The following is a 17685-nucleotide window of genomic DNA, read 5'->3' on the forward strand; positions in this document are numbered from 1 at the left end:
CTTTTATTGTAATAATAAGTGGCTCCTAAAAAGATACTTAAAGATGTAATGATGAAAAATAAATTACTTCTCATTTTCAAACTCTTAAGACTTACTTTCAATAAAGATTCTTCTTTCAAATTATCCCCTCTTTTTCGTTTTAAATTTAGTTTTTTAAAATGTAAATAATTCTAAAAATATTACGATGTAACTAAATCATAACATAAAACATATTTAAGTAACATGTTTTTTTAGAAAATTTGATTCTGGTATATTTTTTGCATATAATTTTCTTATTATGAAAAAAGGAAGTGTATTATATGGTTGATATCTTTAGCAGATTCCTTGAAGTAACGAATAATATTTTGTGGTCATATATTCTTATTGCAATGTTAATCGGCTTCGGTCTTTATTTCTCTTTTAAATTAAAATTTGTCCAAATTACTCATTTCGGTGAAATGGTCAGTTTAATTAGTAAAGGGTTCAATCGAAAAGAAAAGAAAAAAGATAGCGTCTCTCCATTCCAAGCATTTTGCTTAAGTGCAGCTGCACGTATTGGTATCGGGAACTTAGCTGGTGTAGCACTAGCAATTTCAATGGGCGGACCTGGCGCAATATTTTGGATGTGGTTTATCGCTATTCTTGGGGCAGCTACTAGTTTTGTAGAATGTACGCTCGCGCAAATTTATAAAGTAAAAGATGGAAGCAGATTCCGTGGTGGACCAGCATATTATATGGAAAAAGGCTTAAACAAGCGCTGGATGGGCATTTGGTTTTCACTTCTCATTACAGTTGCGTACGGATTAATTTTCAATTCAGTACAAGCAAATACAGTAACAATAGCATTTGAAAATGCTTTTGGACTAGAACGAACTATCGTAGGAGCTGTATTAGCTTTATTAGTTGCTGTTATTATTTTTGGTGGTATTAAAAGCATTTCACGTATTACAGAATTGATTGTTCCTCCAATGGCAATTGTTTATATTGGTGTGGCTATTTTCGTCGTTATTAACAACCTCAATATGTTACCAAGCATTTTCATGGAAATATTTAACGGTGCATTCGGTTTAGATCAAGCCATCGCTGGTGGTATTGGAGCAGCAATCAAGTTCGGAATTCAGCGCGGTTTATTCGCAACAGAAGCTGGTATGGGTAGCTCTCCTAACGCAGCTGCAACATCAGATGTATCCCACCCTGTAAAACAAGGACTTGTTCAAGCATTAGGTGTTTTCGTAGATACATTCTTAGTATGTACATCAACAGCGTTTATCGTATTATGTTCTGGGCTTTACAAAGGATCAAATTTAGAAGGTATTGAATTAACACAACAAGCATTAAGTTCACAAATTGGACCGTGGGCAAGCACTTTCTTAGCGGTTATTATTTTCCTATTTGCTTTCAGTTCCTTACTAGGAAACTACTATTATGGTGAAACAAATATCGCATTCATTAAAGAAAGTAAAACATGGTTAATGATTTATCGCGTTGCAGTTGTCGGAATGGTTTTCTTCGGATCAATCGCTGCCCTTCAAACAGTTTGGAGCTTAGCTGATTTCTTTATGGGACTAATGGTATTCACAAACTTAATTGCCATCTCATTCCTTAGCAAATTTGCCTATGCAGCATTAGTAGACTATATACAGCAAAAGAAACAAGGAAAAGATCCTGTTTTCCTTGCAAGTTCTATCCCTGGTTTAAAGAATACAGAGTGCTGGGATGGACAGGATGTAGAAGAAAATAAAAAAGCTGTATAACAACTAAAAGCGGAGGCGGCTCGTTCAGAATGTGAGGAGGATGGAGCTTTTGACGTAGAGGCGCTCTTTAACTCGAATGAAGGAGTGAAACAACCGACTGTTCTAGCCGCTGGATCTATATAATAACAACTCCCCCTATTACTTCACAGTAATAGGGATTTTTTATTTACAACAGTTCATAATTTGTTCAAATTAATTCCAGCAAAAGGGTTGATTTATATAAATTACTAGATTATAATTATTGTAAATTAGTAATTTGTATAACATAATAACTCAAGAGGAGATTGATCATAATGAATACACAAGTAATCGAAGCATTAAACAAACAAGTAGCAAACTGGAGCGTTTTATTTACAAAACTACACAACTTCCATTGGTACGTAAAAGGACCTCAATTCTTCACACTACATGAAAAATTTGAAGAGCTTTACACAGAATCAGCTACTCACATCGATGAAATCGCAGAACGCATTTTAGCAATTGGCGGCAAACCAGTAGCAACAATGAAAGAATACTTAGAACTATCTTCTATTCAAGAAGCGGCTTACGGAGAAACTGCAGAAGGGATGGTCGAAGCAATCATGAAAGACTACGAAATGATGCTAACTGAACTGAAAAAAGGCATGACAATCGCTCAAGAATCTGACGACGAAATGACATCTGACCTACTACTAGGCATCTACACAGAACTAGAAAAACACGCTTGGATGCTACGTGCATTCTTGAATCAATAATATATTAAAAGCGGAAGCGGCTCGTTCAGAACAGGAGGGTGTTGGAACTCCTGATTCCGAGGCGCTTTTTGCCTCGAATGAAGGAGTGAAACAACCGACTGTTCTAGCCGCTGGAGCTGGATAATAACTAAAAGCGGAAGCGGCTCGCTCAGAGTCGTAGGGCATTGGAGCTCTCGACCTTGAAGCGCTTTTTGCTTCGAGCGAGAGAGCGAAATGACCGGAGATTCTAGCCGCTGGAGCTGGATACCATTTAAAAGCGGAGGTGACTTGCTCAGAACAGGAGGGCATTGGAGCTCCTTCCTGTGAGGCGCTTTTTGCCTCACAGGAAGGCGCGAAATGACCAACTGTTCTAGTCACCGGAGCTGGATAATAACTAAAAGCAGAAGCGGCTCGTTCAGAGTCGCTTTTTTTATGTAGTAGTCGCACTTAGCGGTACATAAAATTATATCAACGATTTTTCAAATATATCGATCATAACTCACAATATATCAGCGATTTTTTCATTATATCGACGTTTCGACAAAGGATATCGACTTACCGACAAAACACGACAATAATAGCACCCCTCTCCTCTACTTTTATCAATATATTACAATCTCTTTTATGTTAAAATATAGGAAACACCCTTTAGTAATTAGATCCAAAAAAGCTTGTCCAAGTTCATCATTTACAACTTAAATGACGGGAGTGGTTCAGTTGAAAGACTACTTAATTAGAGCATTTTTTGCATTAATCACAGTTGGGATTCTCTTACTCATAGCTAATATTTTTAATATACGTGTCGAGGTTAAAGACTATGCTTTCCTCGTTGTTGTAGCTATTGGTGGCGGCTGGGGTGGCTGGTACCTGTATAAAAAACAAAATAACAATAACAATAAAGGCATTCCGAAATAATATGGAATGCCTTTATTCTATATTACATAATTAAGCTTAAACCACTAATAAAAGCAGTCCCAAAAAACATCATAAAAACCCATATTCTATGGTAAATAAAAAGAATTCATTTTGAATATAGAAATAGTCCAAAATCTTGCATAACAGAGGTATGCCCCATTTGCCGCAACATTGTGGCTATATTCCCACGGTGATATGCTCCGTGGGTGACGACGTGTAGTATTGTTTCAGAAACCGTCGTATCCAGGTGCCCAGCATATGGATTATCAACCTCAAACACTTTTTCATAATCTTGTTGACTACTTAAAAGTTCTTTATATCGTTTAGATAATTCATAAAAACTAGCTTCCATTTCCTCAATATTTTTTGTTTCCAGCTGTTCTTTCAATTGGTCTGTGTGTACCATTGCATCACTCATGCTTTTACCAGAAATAATCTCAAGCCAGGCTAAATCTGTGAGGTATATGTGAGACATTACTTTTGCCACCGAAGAAAAACCACTCTTAACTTCCTTATGGAAAATGTCTTGCGGTAGTTCTTTTAAGCGATTTAAAATAACTTCATTTGCCCATAAGTGGTAGTTATACATTTTTAATACAGAACGACCCATGCTCATTTCTCCTCCAATTTTCATTTTAATGATTAGATTATGATACATAGCTGATTAAAAATCCCCAAAAGATTACATCTATAAAATTTATTCTGATTTCGATTAAAAAAACCTCTATTACCTTCATAAAAAACATTATATCTCAACATTAACATATTTAACCAAATTAAAAACACACGCCTCTTTACAATAAAAAAGACATGTGTTTCTATAAATCCCTATAAAAATGTACTATGATAACTGCTTCCACTTCGTCCCCAAAACAGGACGCTCATAATTTTGTATTTCATGAATTAATTTATCCGCCGTCTCAGCTGAAACGATTAACTCTTTATTCGATGGGTTCATAAATCCTTCTTCAGCTGCACGATCAACCATTTGCAGAATTGGTCCGTAGAAATCTTTAATGTTTAATAAACCAACTGGCTTATCATGTATACCAATTTGTGACCAACATACAACTTCAAATAATTCCTCAAACGTTCCGTATCCACCTGGTAATGCAATGAAAGCATCCGCAAGTTCTGCCATTTTCGCCTTACGCTCATGCATCGTTTCTACTTCAATTAATTCTGTTAGTCCTGTATGAACAATTTCACCACGGAATAAACCACGCGGCATAACACCTGTTACGCGTCCACCTAAACGAAGAACTTCGTTTGCTACTTCTCCCATTAATCCAACGCATGAACCGCCGTATACAAGCTCATAATCGTTCTCAACAAACATTTTCCCTAACGCTATTGCCTGCTCTTTAAATTCTGGTCTCTCCCCTAAATTTGAACCTGCAAACACACAAATCTTTCTCATCCCTACACCCCGAAACTATATATTGTTATGATACAATGAGTATTGTACAACATATTGAAGGGATGAGGAAGAAATGGATATCGTTGCATTTCAAAGATGGGTGGAGGAATTTTACGAAAAACGAAGCTGGTCACAGTATAATTCCTTTATTCGCTTAAATTTCTTAACTGAGGAAGTTGGGGAAGTTTCACGCGTTGTTCGCGCAATTGAAATCGGTCGTGATCGCCCTGATGAACAAACGAAAACACAAGAAGAGCTAAAACAAGAACTAAAAGAAGAACTTGGTGATGTACTATCTAATCTTATTGTTCTTTCACAAAAATATGATTTGGATTTACAAGATATTATGGAAACACACGTCACAAAGCTTTCAAAAAGGTTCGAGACATCTAAATGAGAAGATTATCAATTATGATATAATGTTCTTGTCAAAATAATAAGGGGGATTTTATGTTATCTAAAAAATTGCACGACGCACTAAATGAACAAATGAATTTTGAATTTTACTCTGCCCACGCTTATATGGCAATGGCTGCTTACTGTACAGGGGAAAGCTATGATGGATTCGCTAACTTTTTCCTTGTACAAGCTGAAGAAGAGCGTTTCCACGCAATGAAGCTTTACAACTACATTAATGACCGCGGCGAGCGCGCTATTATTACTGGATTTGATAATCCTAATAATGAATATGAGTCTGTATTGAATGCTTTTGAAGTCGCACTTGAGCACGAGCGTGAAGTAACGAAGCGCATTTATAACTTATCTGATATCGCTTGGGATGAGCGTGAACACGCAACAATTACCTTCTTAAAATGGTTCGTTGACGAGCAAGTAGAAGAAGAAGCTTCATTTGATAGCATCATTCAAAAATTAAAACGTATTACAAGCGATTCAAACGCATTATTTATGCTAGATGCTGAGTTAGAAAAACGTACATTTACGCCTCCAGCTGAATAGTATCTTAATCACCTTAATGAATGTATTAAGGTGATTTTTTTATTTTCTCTCTAGCTTAAAATCACCTTAAATTTCCTTGTATTTGACATAGTACCAGTAAGAAAATGGTATTATTTTCAATATAAAATAATATACGAGGAGAGAAAAAATGAATCAGCGTGTAGAAGCTGTTGATGCAATTCGTGGTTTCGCTTTGTTTGGTATTTTACTTGTCAATATGACCTTAATTCAATTCGGATTCTTTTCCAGTGAAAAACCAACTTACATATTTGGAAAACTTGATGAAGGTGCTAATTGGTTTATTCAATTTTTCGGCACCCACAATTTCATGTCCCTATTCTCCTTTTTATTTGGTCTTAGCATTATTTTGTTGCAAAAAAGTATTATTGCGAAAGGAAAAAAATTCTTCCCCTCATACATAAGACGTATTATCATTCTTTTACTATTAGGCTACATTCACGGCACTTTTGTTTGGGAGGGAGATATTTTATTTGCCTACGGGGTTATCGGGATTTTCTTAATGTTGTTCATCAATCGAAAACCGAAAACATTGCTCATTTGGGCATCTATTTTACTAGCACTCATTATGCTCGCATCTTACCAATCGGAATCAACATCGAACCCCTATGATGATCTCGCACCTTATACCGAAAAGGAACATAAGGTCCATGAGACTGGAAGCTATATGGATCATGTCAACTTTAGATTGACTGAAAATCCTTTTGAGTATATGGGGATTAACGGTGTATTCGGATTAGTTTTCATATCAGTTTTCGCAATAATTTTTATGTCTCCACTTTTCTTACTCGGAATGTATGTGGGGAAAAAGGGCTGGCTATTTGAGGTCAATCAACATATACCTGCTGTCAAAAAAATCTGGCTTATCACTGGGATTTTCTCTTTTACAATTAAAATCTTAGCTATATTCGTGAAACATCCGATTTTAATTATGTTACAAGATAGTCTTACACCAGTAACCATGACCTTCTTTTACGGAAGCACGATTATTTTATTATTCCATTACAAAAAGGTAGCGCATTTACTAACATACATGGCGAACATGGGAAAAATGTCGGTTAGTAATTACTTAGCGCAATCTATTATCACAACAACTATTTTTTACGCATATGGATTTGGCTTATACGGTAAAATTGGCTATTTCTTCGGTACTCTTTTAACCATTGGAATTTATACGATTCAATTATTCGTTAGTACCTATTGGCTACAGAAATACCGAATGGGGCCTGTGGAATATGTGTGGAGACTGGGAACTTATTTAGAGAGACCACGGTTTAAAAAAGACTTGGATAAAGCAAGTTAAACAAAAAGTCGTTTATCCCCCAAAGCGAGAGATAAACGACTTCTTTGTTATTTATTAAAGCATAACCCCAACGATAACCGCTGATAATATACTTACTAACGTTGCACCGTATACAAGTTTTAATCCGAATGAAGATACAACGTTTGATTGTTTGCCATCGATACTCTTCGTTGCACCTGCGATAATTCCGATAGATGAGAAGTTCGCAAATGATACAAGGAAGATTGATAAAATACCTACTGTACGAGCTGATAACTCACCAGCTACTTTTCCTAGATCAAGCATCGCAACAAATTCGTTCGTTACTAATTTCGTTGCCATAATTTGGCCTGCTGTTAGCATTTCTGATGTTGGAATGCCCATTACGAATGCTAATGGTGAGAAGATGTATCCTAAAATACTTTGGAATGTGATTCCGAAAATAGAATCGAACACACCGTTAATTGCTGTAATTAATGCCACGAAACCGATTAACATCGCCGCTACTGTTACAGCGATAGAGAAACCTAGCATAATATATTCGCCTAACATTTCAAAGAATGTTTGTTTCTTATCTTCTTGTAATTCTAAAATGTCATCTTCTTCGCTCACATCATATGGATTAATAATATGAATGATAATGAATCCACTAAATAAGTTTAGTACAAGTGCTGTTACTACATATTTTGGATCAATCATCTTCATATAAGAACCAACGATTGACATCGATACTGTTGACATTGAAGATGCACAAAGTGTGTATAAACGATTTTTTGGTAATTTGCTTAATTGATCTTTTACCGTAATAAATACTTCACCTTGGCCGACAATTGCCGCCGCTACTGCGTTATATGATTCAAGTTTTCCTAAACCGTTAATTTTACTTAATACGAAACCGACTGCACGAATGATAATCGGTAAAACTTTAATATGTTGTAAGATTCCAATTAGTACTGCTAAGAAAATAATTGGTAATAATACTGTTAAGAAGAATGGTGCTTGTCCATCGTTTGCTAGACCACCAAATACGAAATTAACCCCAGCTTCCGCAAATTTTAAAATAGCGCCAAATCCATCTGCAATCCCTTTTACTAATACAAATCCGACCTTTGTATTTAGTAAGAAATACGCAAGTACCAATTGAATTACAAGCATAACTGCAATTGGTTTATATTTAATTTTCTTACGATCTGAACTTATAAGGAACCCTAGTACAAATACTACAAGTAAACCGACTAGAAACATTACTAACTTCATATGTGAATCCTCCACTTCCATGAGTTATCAGTCGTATAATGAATGACGTCTGACCATTGGTGTTAAAAAAATATGAACCCCTAAAATATTTTGAACTGTCTTCTAAAATCAGTAAGCGTTTACATAAATTGCAATTTATAACAGGTAGTCTCTTCTTCTCTACCGTATTTAACGTCTGAAATGGATACCACCTACAAATCAAATTGTAAGCGTTATCTAATCGAAATGCAATATAAATTTTAAAAGATTTTTATATGTTAATATATTCCTAATTGATTGGTTTTTTTATGTAAATTTACCATAAAAAACAGCCCTAGCTATGAGCTAGGACCACCCTTTTTATAACATAACACCAACGATAATCGCTGATAAAAGACTTACTAATGTCGCACCGTATACAAGTCGTAATCCGAATGATGAAACAACGTTTGATTGGTTTTCATCGATCCCTTTCGTTGCACCTGCGATAATTCCGATAGATGAGAAGTTCGCAAATGATACAAGGAATACAGAAAGAATACCGACTGTACGAGCTGATAAATCACCAGCTACTTTTCCTAGATCAAGCATCGCAACAAATTCATTCGATACTAATTTCGTTGCCATAATTTGTCCCGCCGTTACCATTTCTGATTGCGGGATTCCCATTACGAATGCTAATGGAGAGAAAATATATCCTAGAATAGCTTGGAATGTAATACCGAACACTGAATCAAACAAGCTATTGATTGCTGTAATTAATGCTACGAAACCAAGTAACATTGCTGCTACCGTAATCGCAATCGTGAAACCAAGCATAATATATTCGCTTAGCATTTCAAAGAATGACTGCTTTTTCTTATTTTCTAACTTCAGTGTATCTTCTTCTTCCGTAATATCGTACGGATTAATAATATGAATAATAATGAAACCACTAAATAAATTTAATACAAGTGCTGTTACTACATATTTTGGCTCAATCATTTTCATATAAGAGCCAACGATCGACATCGATACTGTCGACATGGAAGATGCACATAGTGTATATAAACGGTGTTTTGGGATTTTACTCAATTGATCTTTTACTGTAATAAATACTTCTGCTTGTCCAACAATTGCAGCCGCTACTGCATTATATGATTCTAATTTTCCTAAACCATTTACTTTACTGAGCATAGTACCAATAGCACGAATAAATATCGGTAAAATTTTAAAGTGTTGCAGAATTCCGATTAATACTGCAAAGAATACGATTGGTAATAAAGCTGTTAAGAAGAATGAAACCTCTCCTTTATTAACAAGACCACCAAATACGAAAACGATTCCAGATTCAGCATATCCAAGAAGTGCTCCAAATCCATCTGAAATTCCTTTTACTAAAATATAACCAACTGGCGTATTTAATAAGAAATACGTTAAAGCTAGTTGAATAACAAGCATAATCGCGATTGGTTTATACTTAATCTTCTTACGATCAGAACTTATAAGAAAGCCGAGTACGAATACAACTAGTAATCCTACAAGAAACATAACAAACTTCATTAATAAAATCCTCCATTTAACTCTTCATTAACGTTGAACGTCTGACTACTCAAAACAAGAAATAATCCGAACTTTCCATTTCTCCTCCAAAACCTTCACTCGGATATGAAAAACCATAAAATCTCTTGTCTCAAAGCCATTTTCCATTCTAACATAAATTACAACTCACATCCGCACTTTTCTCAAAAAAAATACATTTTATTATAAAATGCTCATTAATGTTCGTCTTTTACCTCTTCTCCTCGTTTATTACTACAAAAAAAACGAGCATCAAATTTCTCTGATGCTCGTTCCTTTTTTATCCCGCATTAACTGCCCGTAAACGCCCGATTGGTGAAGGCTAATAATCAGTGGGGGATGAACAAAACCCCCACTGATTAAAGTTTCACTTTATTATACAGCTTTTTCTTTATCTACTACTGCTGGCTTGTCCCAGCACTCTGTATTGTTTAAACCCGGAATAGACTCCGCATAAAAGACTGGATCTTTTCCTTGTTTCTTTTGCTTTACGTAATCTGATAATGCCGCGAAAGCGTACTTAGAAAGGAATACAATCGCAACTAAGTTAATAATAGCCATGATACCCATGAATAAATCTGCTAAGTCCCAAACAATTTGAATTGTTGCTACAGAACCTAACATAACCATACCAAGTACCGCAATTCGATAAACATTTAATAGAACTTTACTTCCATTTAAAAATTCAATATTTGTTTCACCATAGTAGTAGTTACCTACTAATGAACTAAATGCAAATAAGAAGATTGCAACTGCTACAAATACAGAAGCCCATGGTCCGATATGTTGACTTAATGCTTGTTGCGTTAATTGAATTCCGTTTAAATCAGCCGCTCCAGGCACATCTGATAATAAAATAATAAATGCCGTACAACTACAAATTAATAATGTATCTGTAAATACCCCTAAAGTTTGAATGAAACCTTGTTTAACTGGATGCGTTACGTTAGCTGTTGCTGCAGCATTTGGCGCACTACCCATACCAGCCTCATTTGAGAATAATCCACGTTTTACTCCTAGTAAAATCGCAGCTCCTAATCCCCCGCCCACTACTTCTTTAATTCCGAAAGCATGTAGGAAAATCTCTTTAAATACATGTGGAATTTCCGTAATATTTGTTACAACAACGAATAATGCAACTGCTACATATATAATTGCCATTACTGGAACAATCATTTCAACCGCACGTGCAATTCGCTTAACTCCGCCAAAAATAATGATTGCAAGTAAACCAGCCATAAACAGACCTACAAGTCTACTATCCATTTTAAATGCGCCATCAAAAGCTGCCGCTACTGTGTTTGACTGCACGGCGTTGAAAATTAATCCGAAACTAACTGTTATTAGAACAGAGAAGACAACCCCTAGCCAGCGTTTCTTTAAACCTTTTTCCATATAATACGCTGGGCCACCGCGGAATGCATTCCCATCTTTTACTTTATAAATTTGCGCTAATGTGCTCTCTACAAATGCAGAAGCTCCTCCGATTACCGCGATTAACCACATCCAAAATACAGCTCCAGGTCCTCCTGCTGAAATCGCAATTGCCACACCAGCTAAGTTACCAGTTCCTACACGAGATGCTGTACTCATACAAAATGCTTGGAATGACGATACACCACTTTTTTCTTTTTGCGCTTTTCTTGTTTTTGAACTCGCTCCATCCCCAAGTAAGCGAATCATTTCTCCAAAGTAACGTATTTGAACAAACTTTACTCGGAAAGAAAAATAAAGGCCGAGTCCAATTAGCATTGCGATAATAATATATGACCATAGAACATTATTTATATCCCCAATAACCCTAGTTAAAAAATCCATCATTGCGTTCCCCCTCTTCATAACACTAAGAAGATTATATTCTAAAAACTTTTAACAATCAAGAATTCTCGACAAGAAATGTAAGGTTTTATGACATGAAAATGTTAACAATTATAACATGTGTATTTTTATGAAAATTATATTAATCATCTTTTAGCCTTCATATCATTCATTACAACAAAAAAACGAGCATCGAATTCATCTCGATGCTCGCCTTTTTATTATACTGCTTTTTCTTTATCCGTTACCGCTGACTTACCCCAACACTCTGTGTTCGTTAAGCCAGGAATAGAATCTGCGCTGAATACCGGATCTTTTCCTTGTTTCTTTTGCCTTACATAGTCCGCCAACGCAGCATAAGCAAATCGGCCAAGAAGTGTAATCGCAATTAAGTTTGTGATTACCATTAGACCCATAAATAAGTCTGCCATATTCCATACAACTTGAAGTGTCGCAACAGAGCCGAATAGTACCATTCCAACTACTGCAAGACGATAAATCGTTAACCAAGTTTTACTTTGTTTAATAAATTCAATATTCGTTTCACCATAATAGTAGTTTCCTAGAAGTGAACTGAAAGCAAATAAGAAAATAATAATCGCTAAGAAGCCACTTGCCCACGAACCAATCTGTGAACTTAGCGCAACTTGCGTTAATTCAATACCTTCTAAATTTGTTGCCTTATATGCACCAGAACATAGTACGATAAATGCTGTTGATGTACATACTAAAAATGTATCTACTAAAACCCCGATTGTTTGAATGAAACCTTGTTTCGCTGGATGCGTTACATCAGCCGTTGCTGCCGCATTCGGTGCACTACCCATACCTGCTTCATTCGCAAATAATCCGCGCTGAATACCAAACTTCATTGCAGCACCAATACCGCCACCTACAGCTGAATCTAAACCGAATGCACCTTTAAAGATTTCTGTAAACATATCCGGTATTAAATAATAATTTTTAATAACAACGAAAATAGCTACTGCAATATAAATAATTGCCATCGGCGGAACAATCATTTCTGACATACGCGCAATACTTTTCACACCGCCAAAAATAATAACCCCAACCAATACCGCAAGTACAATCCCTACAACATAACGCTCAATACCAAATGCATTTTTAAATGCTAGTGTCACTGTATTTGCTTGTACTGAGTTGAAAATTAAACCGTAACTAATTGTAATAAGGATAGAGAACCAAATTCCCATCCAACGTTTATTCAAACCTTTTTCCATATAATAAGCAGGACCACCACGGAAGCCACTACCATCTTTTATTTTATAAATTTGCGCAAGCGTACTTTCTACGAAACTTGAAGACGCCCCAATAATCGCAATAACCCACATCCAAAATACAGCCCCAGGTCCTCCCATAGAAATAGCTAGCGCTACACCAGCTAAGTTCCCGATTCCAATACGAGCTGCTGAACTCATACAAAATGCTTGGAATGACGATACACTTCCCTTTTTACGTGTCTTTCCAGTTAAACCATCACCCATTAATCGAACCATTTCCCCTAAATGAGTAATTTGTACAAATTTTAATTTAATAGAAAAATAAAGCCCTAAACCAATTAACATTGCAATAAGAATATATGACCAAAGAATTGTATTCGTTGATGAAACGAATTGTTCTAAAATATTCATACAATTAACCCCTCCTTTTCTCCATAAATCGAATTATATTCAAAAAATATTCAAAAATCAACATTTTTCGACATCTTACGACTTCCAAATATTAGGGTTCAGGGCGCAAATACAATGCTCTTTTCTGACTCTACTTTCATTAGCTGCGCATACTAAAATAAAAAATAATTTCATAAACAACACCATTGACAAAAACATAAACCTGTAACTATAATGATTACATCAAGTTGTAACAAACCTAATTACACTAAATTCATTTATTTTTAGATATACACTTTAATAAAGAAACTTGGAGGGAATTATTATGAAAATTGGAATTATCGGAGCAAGTGGAAAAGCTGGAAGTCGTATTTTAAAAGAAGCATTAGATCGTGGACATGAAGTAACTGCAATCGTAAGAAGCGCTGCAAAAATTACAGAAGAAAATGTAAAGGTTCTAGAGAAAGATGTATTCGCTCTTACATCTAACGACCTACAAGCATTCGATGTCGTTGTAAATGCGTTCGCCGCTCCAGCGGGACAAGAACATCTTCACGTAGATGCAGGAAACGTACTTATCGAAGCAATGAAAGGTACACCTCATACAAAATTACTTGTTGTTGGCGGCGCTGGTAGCTTATTTGTAGACGTAGAAAAAACAACACGTGTATTTGATACACCAGGTTTCCCAAATGAATACCTTGCAACAGCTCAAAACCAAGGTAAAAACTTAGAAATCCTGCAACAAACAAACGATATTACTTGGACATTCATCAGCCCTTCTGCACTATTCGCATTAGGAAAACGCACTGGCTCTTATACAGCAGGTAAAGATAACCTTCTTGTTAACTCAAAAGGTGATAGCTACGTAAGTTACGAAGACTTCGCGGTAGCGGCACTTGATGAAATCGAAAATCCAAAACATGTAAACGAACGCTTCACAGTTGTTTCAGAAGCTGAGTAATAGAAAAAAGCTCGTAAACATAATGTTTACGAGCTTTTTTATTTCCGTTAAGCTCTTACCGCTTGTATACCTTCTGTTTTTTCAAAACCTTGTTCTGTCATTTTAAAGAACACTTCCCTACCTGTATATAACGGTCCTGGATTTACTAAAACATTCTTTTTATATACTTTAAATCGATCATCCTCTCTTTGATACACTTTTACTACATCGCCATATTCGAAAGACATTCCATTAAATTGCTCTGCGAATGCTTTCGTATTTTCAGATCCTTTTACTGATGCTTCTTTCTTTTCGTTTCCATTTTTATCATACAATGTCATTCCCATATATTTTTCACTTCGAAATGCATAATGCGTTTCACCATCTGTAGATGTCACACTCAGTTTTTTCTCACCGTGGTCCAGTGTTGCAACCGATTTAACATTACTCTCACCAGCACCATGAGTACCGAAGAACATAATGCTGTCTCCGTAAATTACTTCTACAGGAACTTCCGTCACTTGCTTATTCCCAAAACGATCTTTCGTTTCTACTTTTACTTTTTGTTCACCAAGTTTTGTTGTATCTAACTTCTCTACAAAACCTACTACTTCTCCATCTTTTATTTGCACAAAGTTTTTCGCGTCTAACTTTTCAGCATCTGTTCCGATTACTACTTTTTGCGATTTCGCTGTTACTTCTTGCTGAGCCGCCATTCTTTCGAAACCTTGCTCCGTAACTTTAAAGAATACTTCATGAACGCCATACTGCGCATCCACAAATCCATTCTTTTTATACACTTTAAATCTATCAAATTCTCTTTGATATACTTTTACTATATCGCCATATTCAAACGTCATTCCATTGAATTGCTCTGCGAATGCTTTCGTATTTTCAGACGCTTTTACAGATACTGCTTTCTTCTCTTTTCCATCTTTATCATATACAGTCATTCCCATATATTTCTCATCTGCAAATGAAGTATGCATTTTACCTTCTGCATCTGTTGTGCCGAATTTCTTCTCTTCATGATTTAACGTTACAACCGATTTAATGTTTGTTCCGCCATAACTTGTACCGAAGAACATAATGCTATCTCCGTAAATTACTTCTAACGGCACTTCTGTCACTTTCTTATTTCCGAAACGATCTTTTGTTTCTACTTTTACTTTTTGTTCACCGATTTTTGTTGTATTTGGTTTTTCTACAAAACCAATCACTTCTCCATCTTTTACTTGAACAAATTCTTTCGGATTTAGTTTTTCTACATCTGTTCCGACTACTACCTTTCGCGGTACTGCCGTTACTTCTTGCAAGCCATCTATTAACTCATATCCTTGTTCTGTAATTTTAAAGAGCTTTTCCTTTTTATTTTTTGCTTCACCTTGATCTACAAGTTTATTATCATGGTACCATGCTAAATATTGAGGCTGGATGTGATACACCTTAACAATGTCTCCATACTCAAACGACATCCCATCTAACTCTTTTACAAAATTCTTTAACCCTTCTTGCCCTTCCGCTGAAACACTCTTCTTTTCATTTCCGTTCGCATCATATACCGTGATACCCACATATTTTTGGTTTCGATAATTATGATTCAATATATTCCTTACTAGTGTCGCATCAAATTTCCTATCCTTATGATTTAAAGTTAACACAGAGTTTGTATTCCAATATGTTTTAAACGCCATACTATCACCATACAAAACGTTAACTGGCACAGGGATGGCATTTACATTACCTTCTGCATCCACAATTTCTACATTTACAATTTGTTTTCCATTTTCTTGTTTAGGCCATGCTATTTTCCCTGTTACTTTTACATTTTCACCTAAATTTTGTACAAGTTCACTTGCCTTTTTCTCATCAAATTCTGTGCCTATTAAAACATCTGGTACAGTATTAACCGCTTCACCATAAGGAACTTTATATGATTCAGCTTGTTTTTCCCGAATTGGATTGCTATCTCTTGATAACCATATTTCATTTTTCGGTTCAGGTAATTGTAATTTACTTACTTTTTCTACCGTATCTGCATCTGCATGTAATCCCCATTTTGCAAAGTATGAAATTAAATTTTGCCCAGACGCTTTTGAAGCCATATATATGAACATTTGCTTTTTCTCTCTATTTGAAATAACCTCATCAGTGTCTAACATAGAATATTCTGTATCAGCTAACAATCTATACATTTGATGAAGCTTTGGGTAGAATTGATCTCCATAAACTAAATGCAACTGCCAGAACATAATAATTGGGTCTGATTTATCAAAATCTTTTTGATCATCTGGTTGGTTCAAATACGCAAATGCCTGTTCATATCTTCCATCTACTTCCATTCTTGATTCATTTCCAAAAGCTAGTTGAACAGCTAAACTGTAAATATTAACAGTCGTCTCACCCATACCATTAGATAACCAAGGTACCTGTTGGTGTACGTGTCCTACTTCATGCCATGGTCCCCAACCATCAGTTGTAAACTTCTCTATATCTAATACATACTCTATCGATTCTTTCGCATACCCTGTAAGATAATTATTTGCATACATATAAGGGTTAGTTGGGTATCTTGCTTCAATAAATTGAATATAATGTTTCCCTGGATTCGCAACCCCAATTCCATCTTCCGATAATCCAGATAATGCATTTTCAATCCGAATTGCTTCGTCATGCTTCTTCATTAACTCTGTCGGATCAGTCTTTTTCATATTTTTTTCTACTTTTTCATAACTTGTAGTTATTAAACTTCTATCACCCTTTAATTCTATCGCGTAAGGATTTTTATATTTTTCTAGCATTTCATCCCAATCTTTTTTCGTGTGTTTCCCTAATATAAATAAAGGGAAGTGCGTACCACCACTAGTAACAGTCGCTGTAACTTCGCCTGTATTATTTAAGTTATAAAAGTATAAAATCCCTCCATTCTTTGAAGAAATGATATTTTCACCTGGGTTTAACTTAAATTCTTTCGGTTGTTCCTTGTCATAAGCTCGTGTTCCTATAAATGCTTCAATAGACTGGTTTCCTTTTATTTCAACCGTAATTTCTTCATCTGGTTTCACATAAATCCCAGTTGGTTCGTTAGGCGAAAAGGCAAATTGCATCTTTAAACGGTCCCTATTTTCTTCCACACTACCTTTACCCGGCAACTGAAACGTTCTTTGCTCAAATTTATTCTCTTTACTCTCTTCTAAATTCCCACCTTTATTTTCTTCCAAAGGTGCTGCATATCCTTTTGATGCTTCGAAAGCTACTGGCGATAACAATGTAGATATGCATATTCCAGCTACTAATACCCTACTCGTCTTTTTCTTCGACATAATCTGTGTCCCCTATTCTTTTTGTAATGCAAACCATCATAGATATATTCATTTACTGCAAAATCAAATTATCTTTATACAACCATTTACTATATACAACTCAACCTCGCGCCCCGATACCTCTTATCATCGTTCA

The 17685-nt window shown here is 35.6% G+C and carries 14 protein-coding genes; 7 read left to right on the forward strand and 7 right to left on the reverse strand.

All coding sequences use genetic code 11. The features are described 5' to 3' along the window. Positions 1 to 299: 299 nt before the first annotated feature. The 3 genes from MKX77_RS24645 (at position 300) to MKX77_RS24655 (ending at position 3361) form a co-directional block, all read left to right on the forward strand. Entirely contained in the window at positions 300 to 1733 is a 1434-nt protein-coding gene (locus tag MKX77_RS24645) for an alanine/glycine:cation symporter family protein (protein ID WP_215554658.1), read from the forward strand. Positions 1734 to 2026: 293 nt separating this feature from the next. Beyond that, positions 2027 to 2467, forward strand: coding sequence for a Dps family protein (locus MKX77_RS24650; protein WP_341308055.1), 441 nt, complete (start codon positions 2027 to 2029; stop codon positions 2465 to 2467). A 696-nt stretch (positions 2468 to 3163) separates the two neighbouring features. Next, a complete protein-coding gene (locus tag MKX77_RS24655) occupies positions 3164 to 3361 on the forward strand; it encodes a hypothetical protein (RefSeq protein ID WP_100060501.1) in 198 nt (65 codons plus the stop codon). 106 nt (positions 3362 to 3467) lie between these two features. Here MKX77_RS24655 and MKX77_RS24660 read toward each other — a convergent pair whose 3' ends face one another. After that, complete coding sequence (locus MKX77_RS24660) at positions 3468 to 3971, reverse strand: DinB family protein (protein WP_215554659.1); 504 nt, start codon at positions 3969 to 3971, stop codon at positions 3468 to 3470. A 231-nt stretch (positions 3972 to 4202) separates the two neighbouring features. Beyond that, positions 4203 to 4781, reverse strand: a complete 579-nt coding sequence (locus MKX77_RS24665) for an LOG family protein (protein WP_445819121.1) — start codon at positions 4779 to 4781, stop codon at positions 4203 to 4205. Positions 4782 to 4854: 73 nt separating this feature from the next. Between MKX77_RS24665 and MKX77_RS24670 the strand changes: the two genes are divergently transcribed. From MKX77_RS24670 to MKX77_RS24680, 3 genes are all read left to right on the forward strand, one after another. Next, a complete protein-coding gene (locus MKX77_RS24670) occupies positions 4855 to 5178 on the forward strand; it encodes a MazG nucleotide pyrophosphohydrolase domain-containing protein (RefSeq protein ID WP_002089472.1) in 324 nt (107 codons plus the stop codon). Positions 5179 to 5231: 53 nt separating this feature from the next. Beyond that, positions 5232 to 5738 carry a ferritin gene (locus MKX77_RS24675; RefSeq protein WP_078173418.1) on the forward strand — a complete coding sequence of 169 codons (507 nt, stop codon included), beginning with the start codon at positions 5232 to 5234 and terminating at the stop codon, positions 5736 to 5738. Between the two features lie 148 nt (positions 5739 to 5886). After that, a complete protein-coding gene (locus MKX77_RS24680) occupies positions 5887 to 7059 on the forward strand; it encodes a DUF418 domain-containing protein (RefSeq protein WP_341308056.1) in 1173 nt (390 codons plus the stop codon). 54 nt (positions 7060 to 7113) lie between these two features. Here MKX77_RS24680 and MKX77_RS24685 read toward each other — a convergent pair whose 3' ends face one another. The 4 genes from MKX77_RS24685 to MKX77_RS24700 all read right to left on the reverse strand — a co-directional run bounded on the left by MKX77_RS24685 (position 7114) and on the right by MKX77_RS24700 (position 13304). Next, positions 7114 to 8295, reverse strand: a complete 1182-nt coding sequence (locus MKX77_RS24685) for a NupC/NupG family nucleoside CNT transporter (protein WP_002112757.1) — start codon at positions 8293 to 8295, stop codon at positions 7114 to 7116. A 339-nt stretch (positions 8296 to 8634) separates the two neighbouring features. Then, complete coding sequence (locus MKX77_RS24690) at positions 8635 to 9816, reverse strand: NupC/NupG family nucleoside CNT transporter (protein WP_215554662.1); 1182 nt, start codon at positions 9814 to 9816, stop codon at positions 8635 to 8637. A gap of 393 nt (positions 9817 to 10209) precedes the next feature. Then, on the reverse strand, positions 10210 to 11652 hold the full coding sequence (locus MKX77_RS24695; protein ID WP_341308251.1) for an alanine/glycine:cation symporter family protein: 1443 nt from the start codon (positions 11650 to 11652) through the stop codon (positions 10210 to 10212). Positions 11653 to 11873: 221 nt separating this feature from the next. After that, complete coding sequence (locus tag MKX77_RS24700) at positions 11874 to 13304, reverse strand: alanine/glycine:cation symporter family protein (protein ID WP_341308057.1); 1431 nt, start codon at positions 13302 to 13304, stop codon at positions 11874 to 11876. A gap of 304 nt (positions 13305 to 13608) precedes the next feature. Between MKX77_RS24700 and MKX77_RS24705 the strand changes: the two genes are divergently transcribed. Further along, positions 13609 to 14247 carry an NAD(P)-dependent oxidoreductase gene (locus MKX77_RS24705; protein ID WP_341308058.1) on the forward strand — a complete coding sequence of 213 codons (639 nt, stop codon included), beginning with the start codon at positions 13609 to 13611 and terminating at the stop codon, positions 14245 to 14247. A 47-nt stretch (positions 14248 to 14294) separates the two neighbouring features. Here the strand turns inward: MKX77_RS24705 and MKX77_RS24710 are convergent, their stop codons facing one another. After that, complete coding sequence (locus tag MKX77_RS24710) at positions 14295 to 17549, reverse strand: M60 family metallopeptidase (RefSeq protein ID WP_341308059.1); 3255 nt, start codon at positions 17547 to 17549, stop codon at positions 14295 to 14297. Positions 17550 to 17685 lie beyond the last annotated feature (136 nt).

The sequence above is a fragment of the Bacillus sp. FSL R9-9410 genome (assembly GCF_038050385.1).
In the GTDB taxonomy this organism is placed as follows: domain Bacteria; phylum Bacillota; class Bacilli; order Bacillales; family Bacillaceae_G; genus Bacillus_A; species Bacillus_A cereus_U.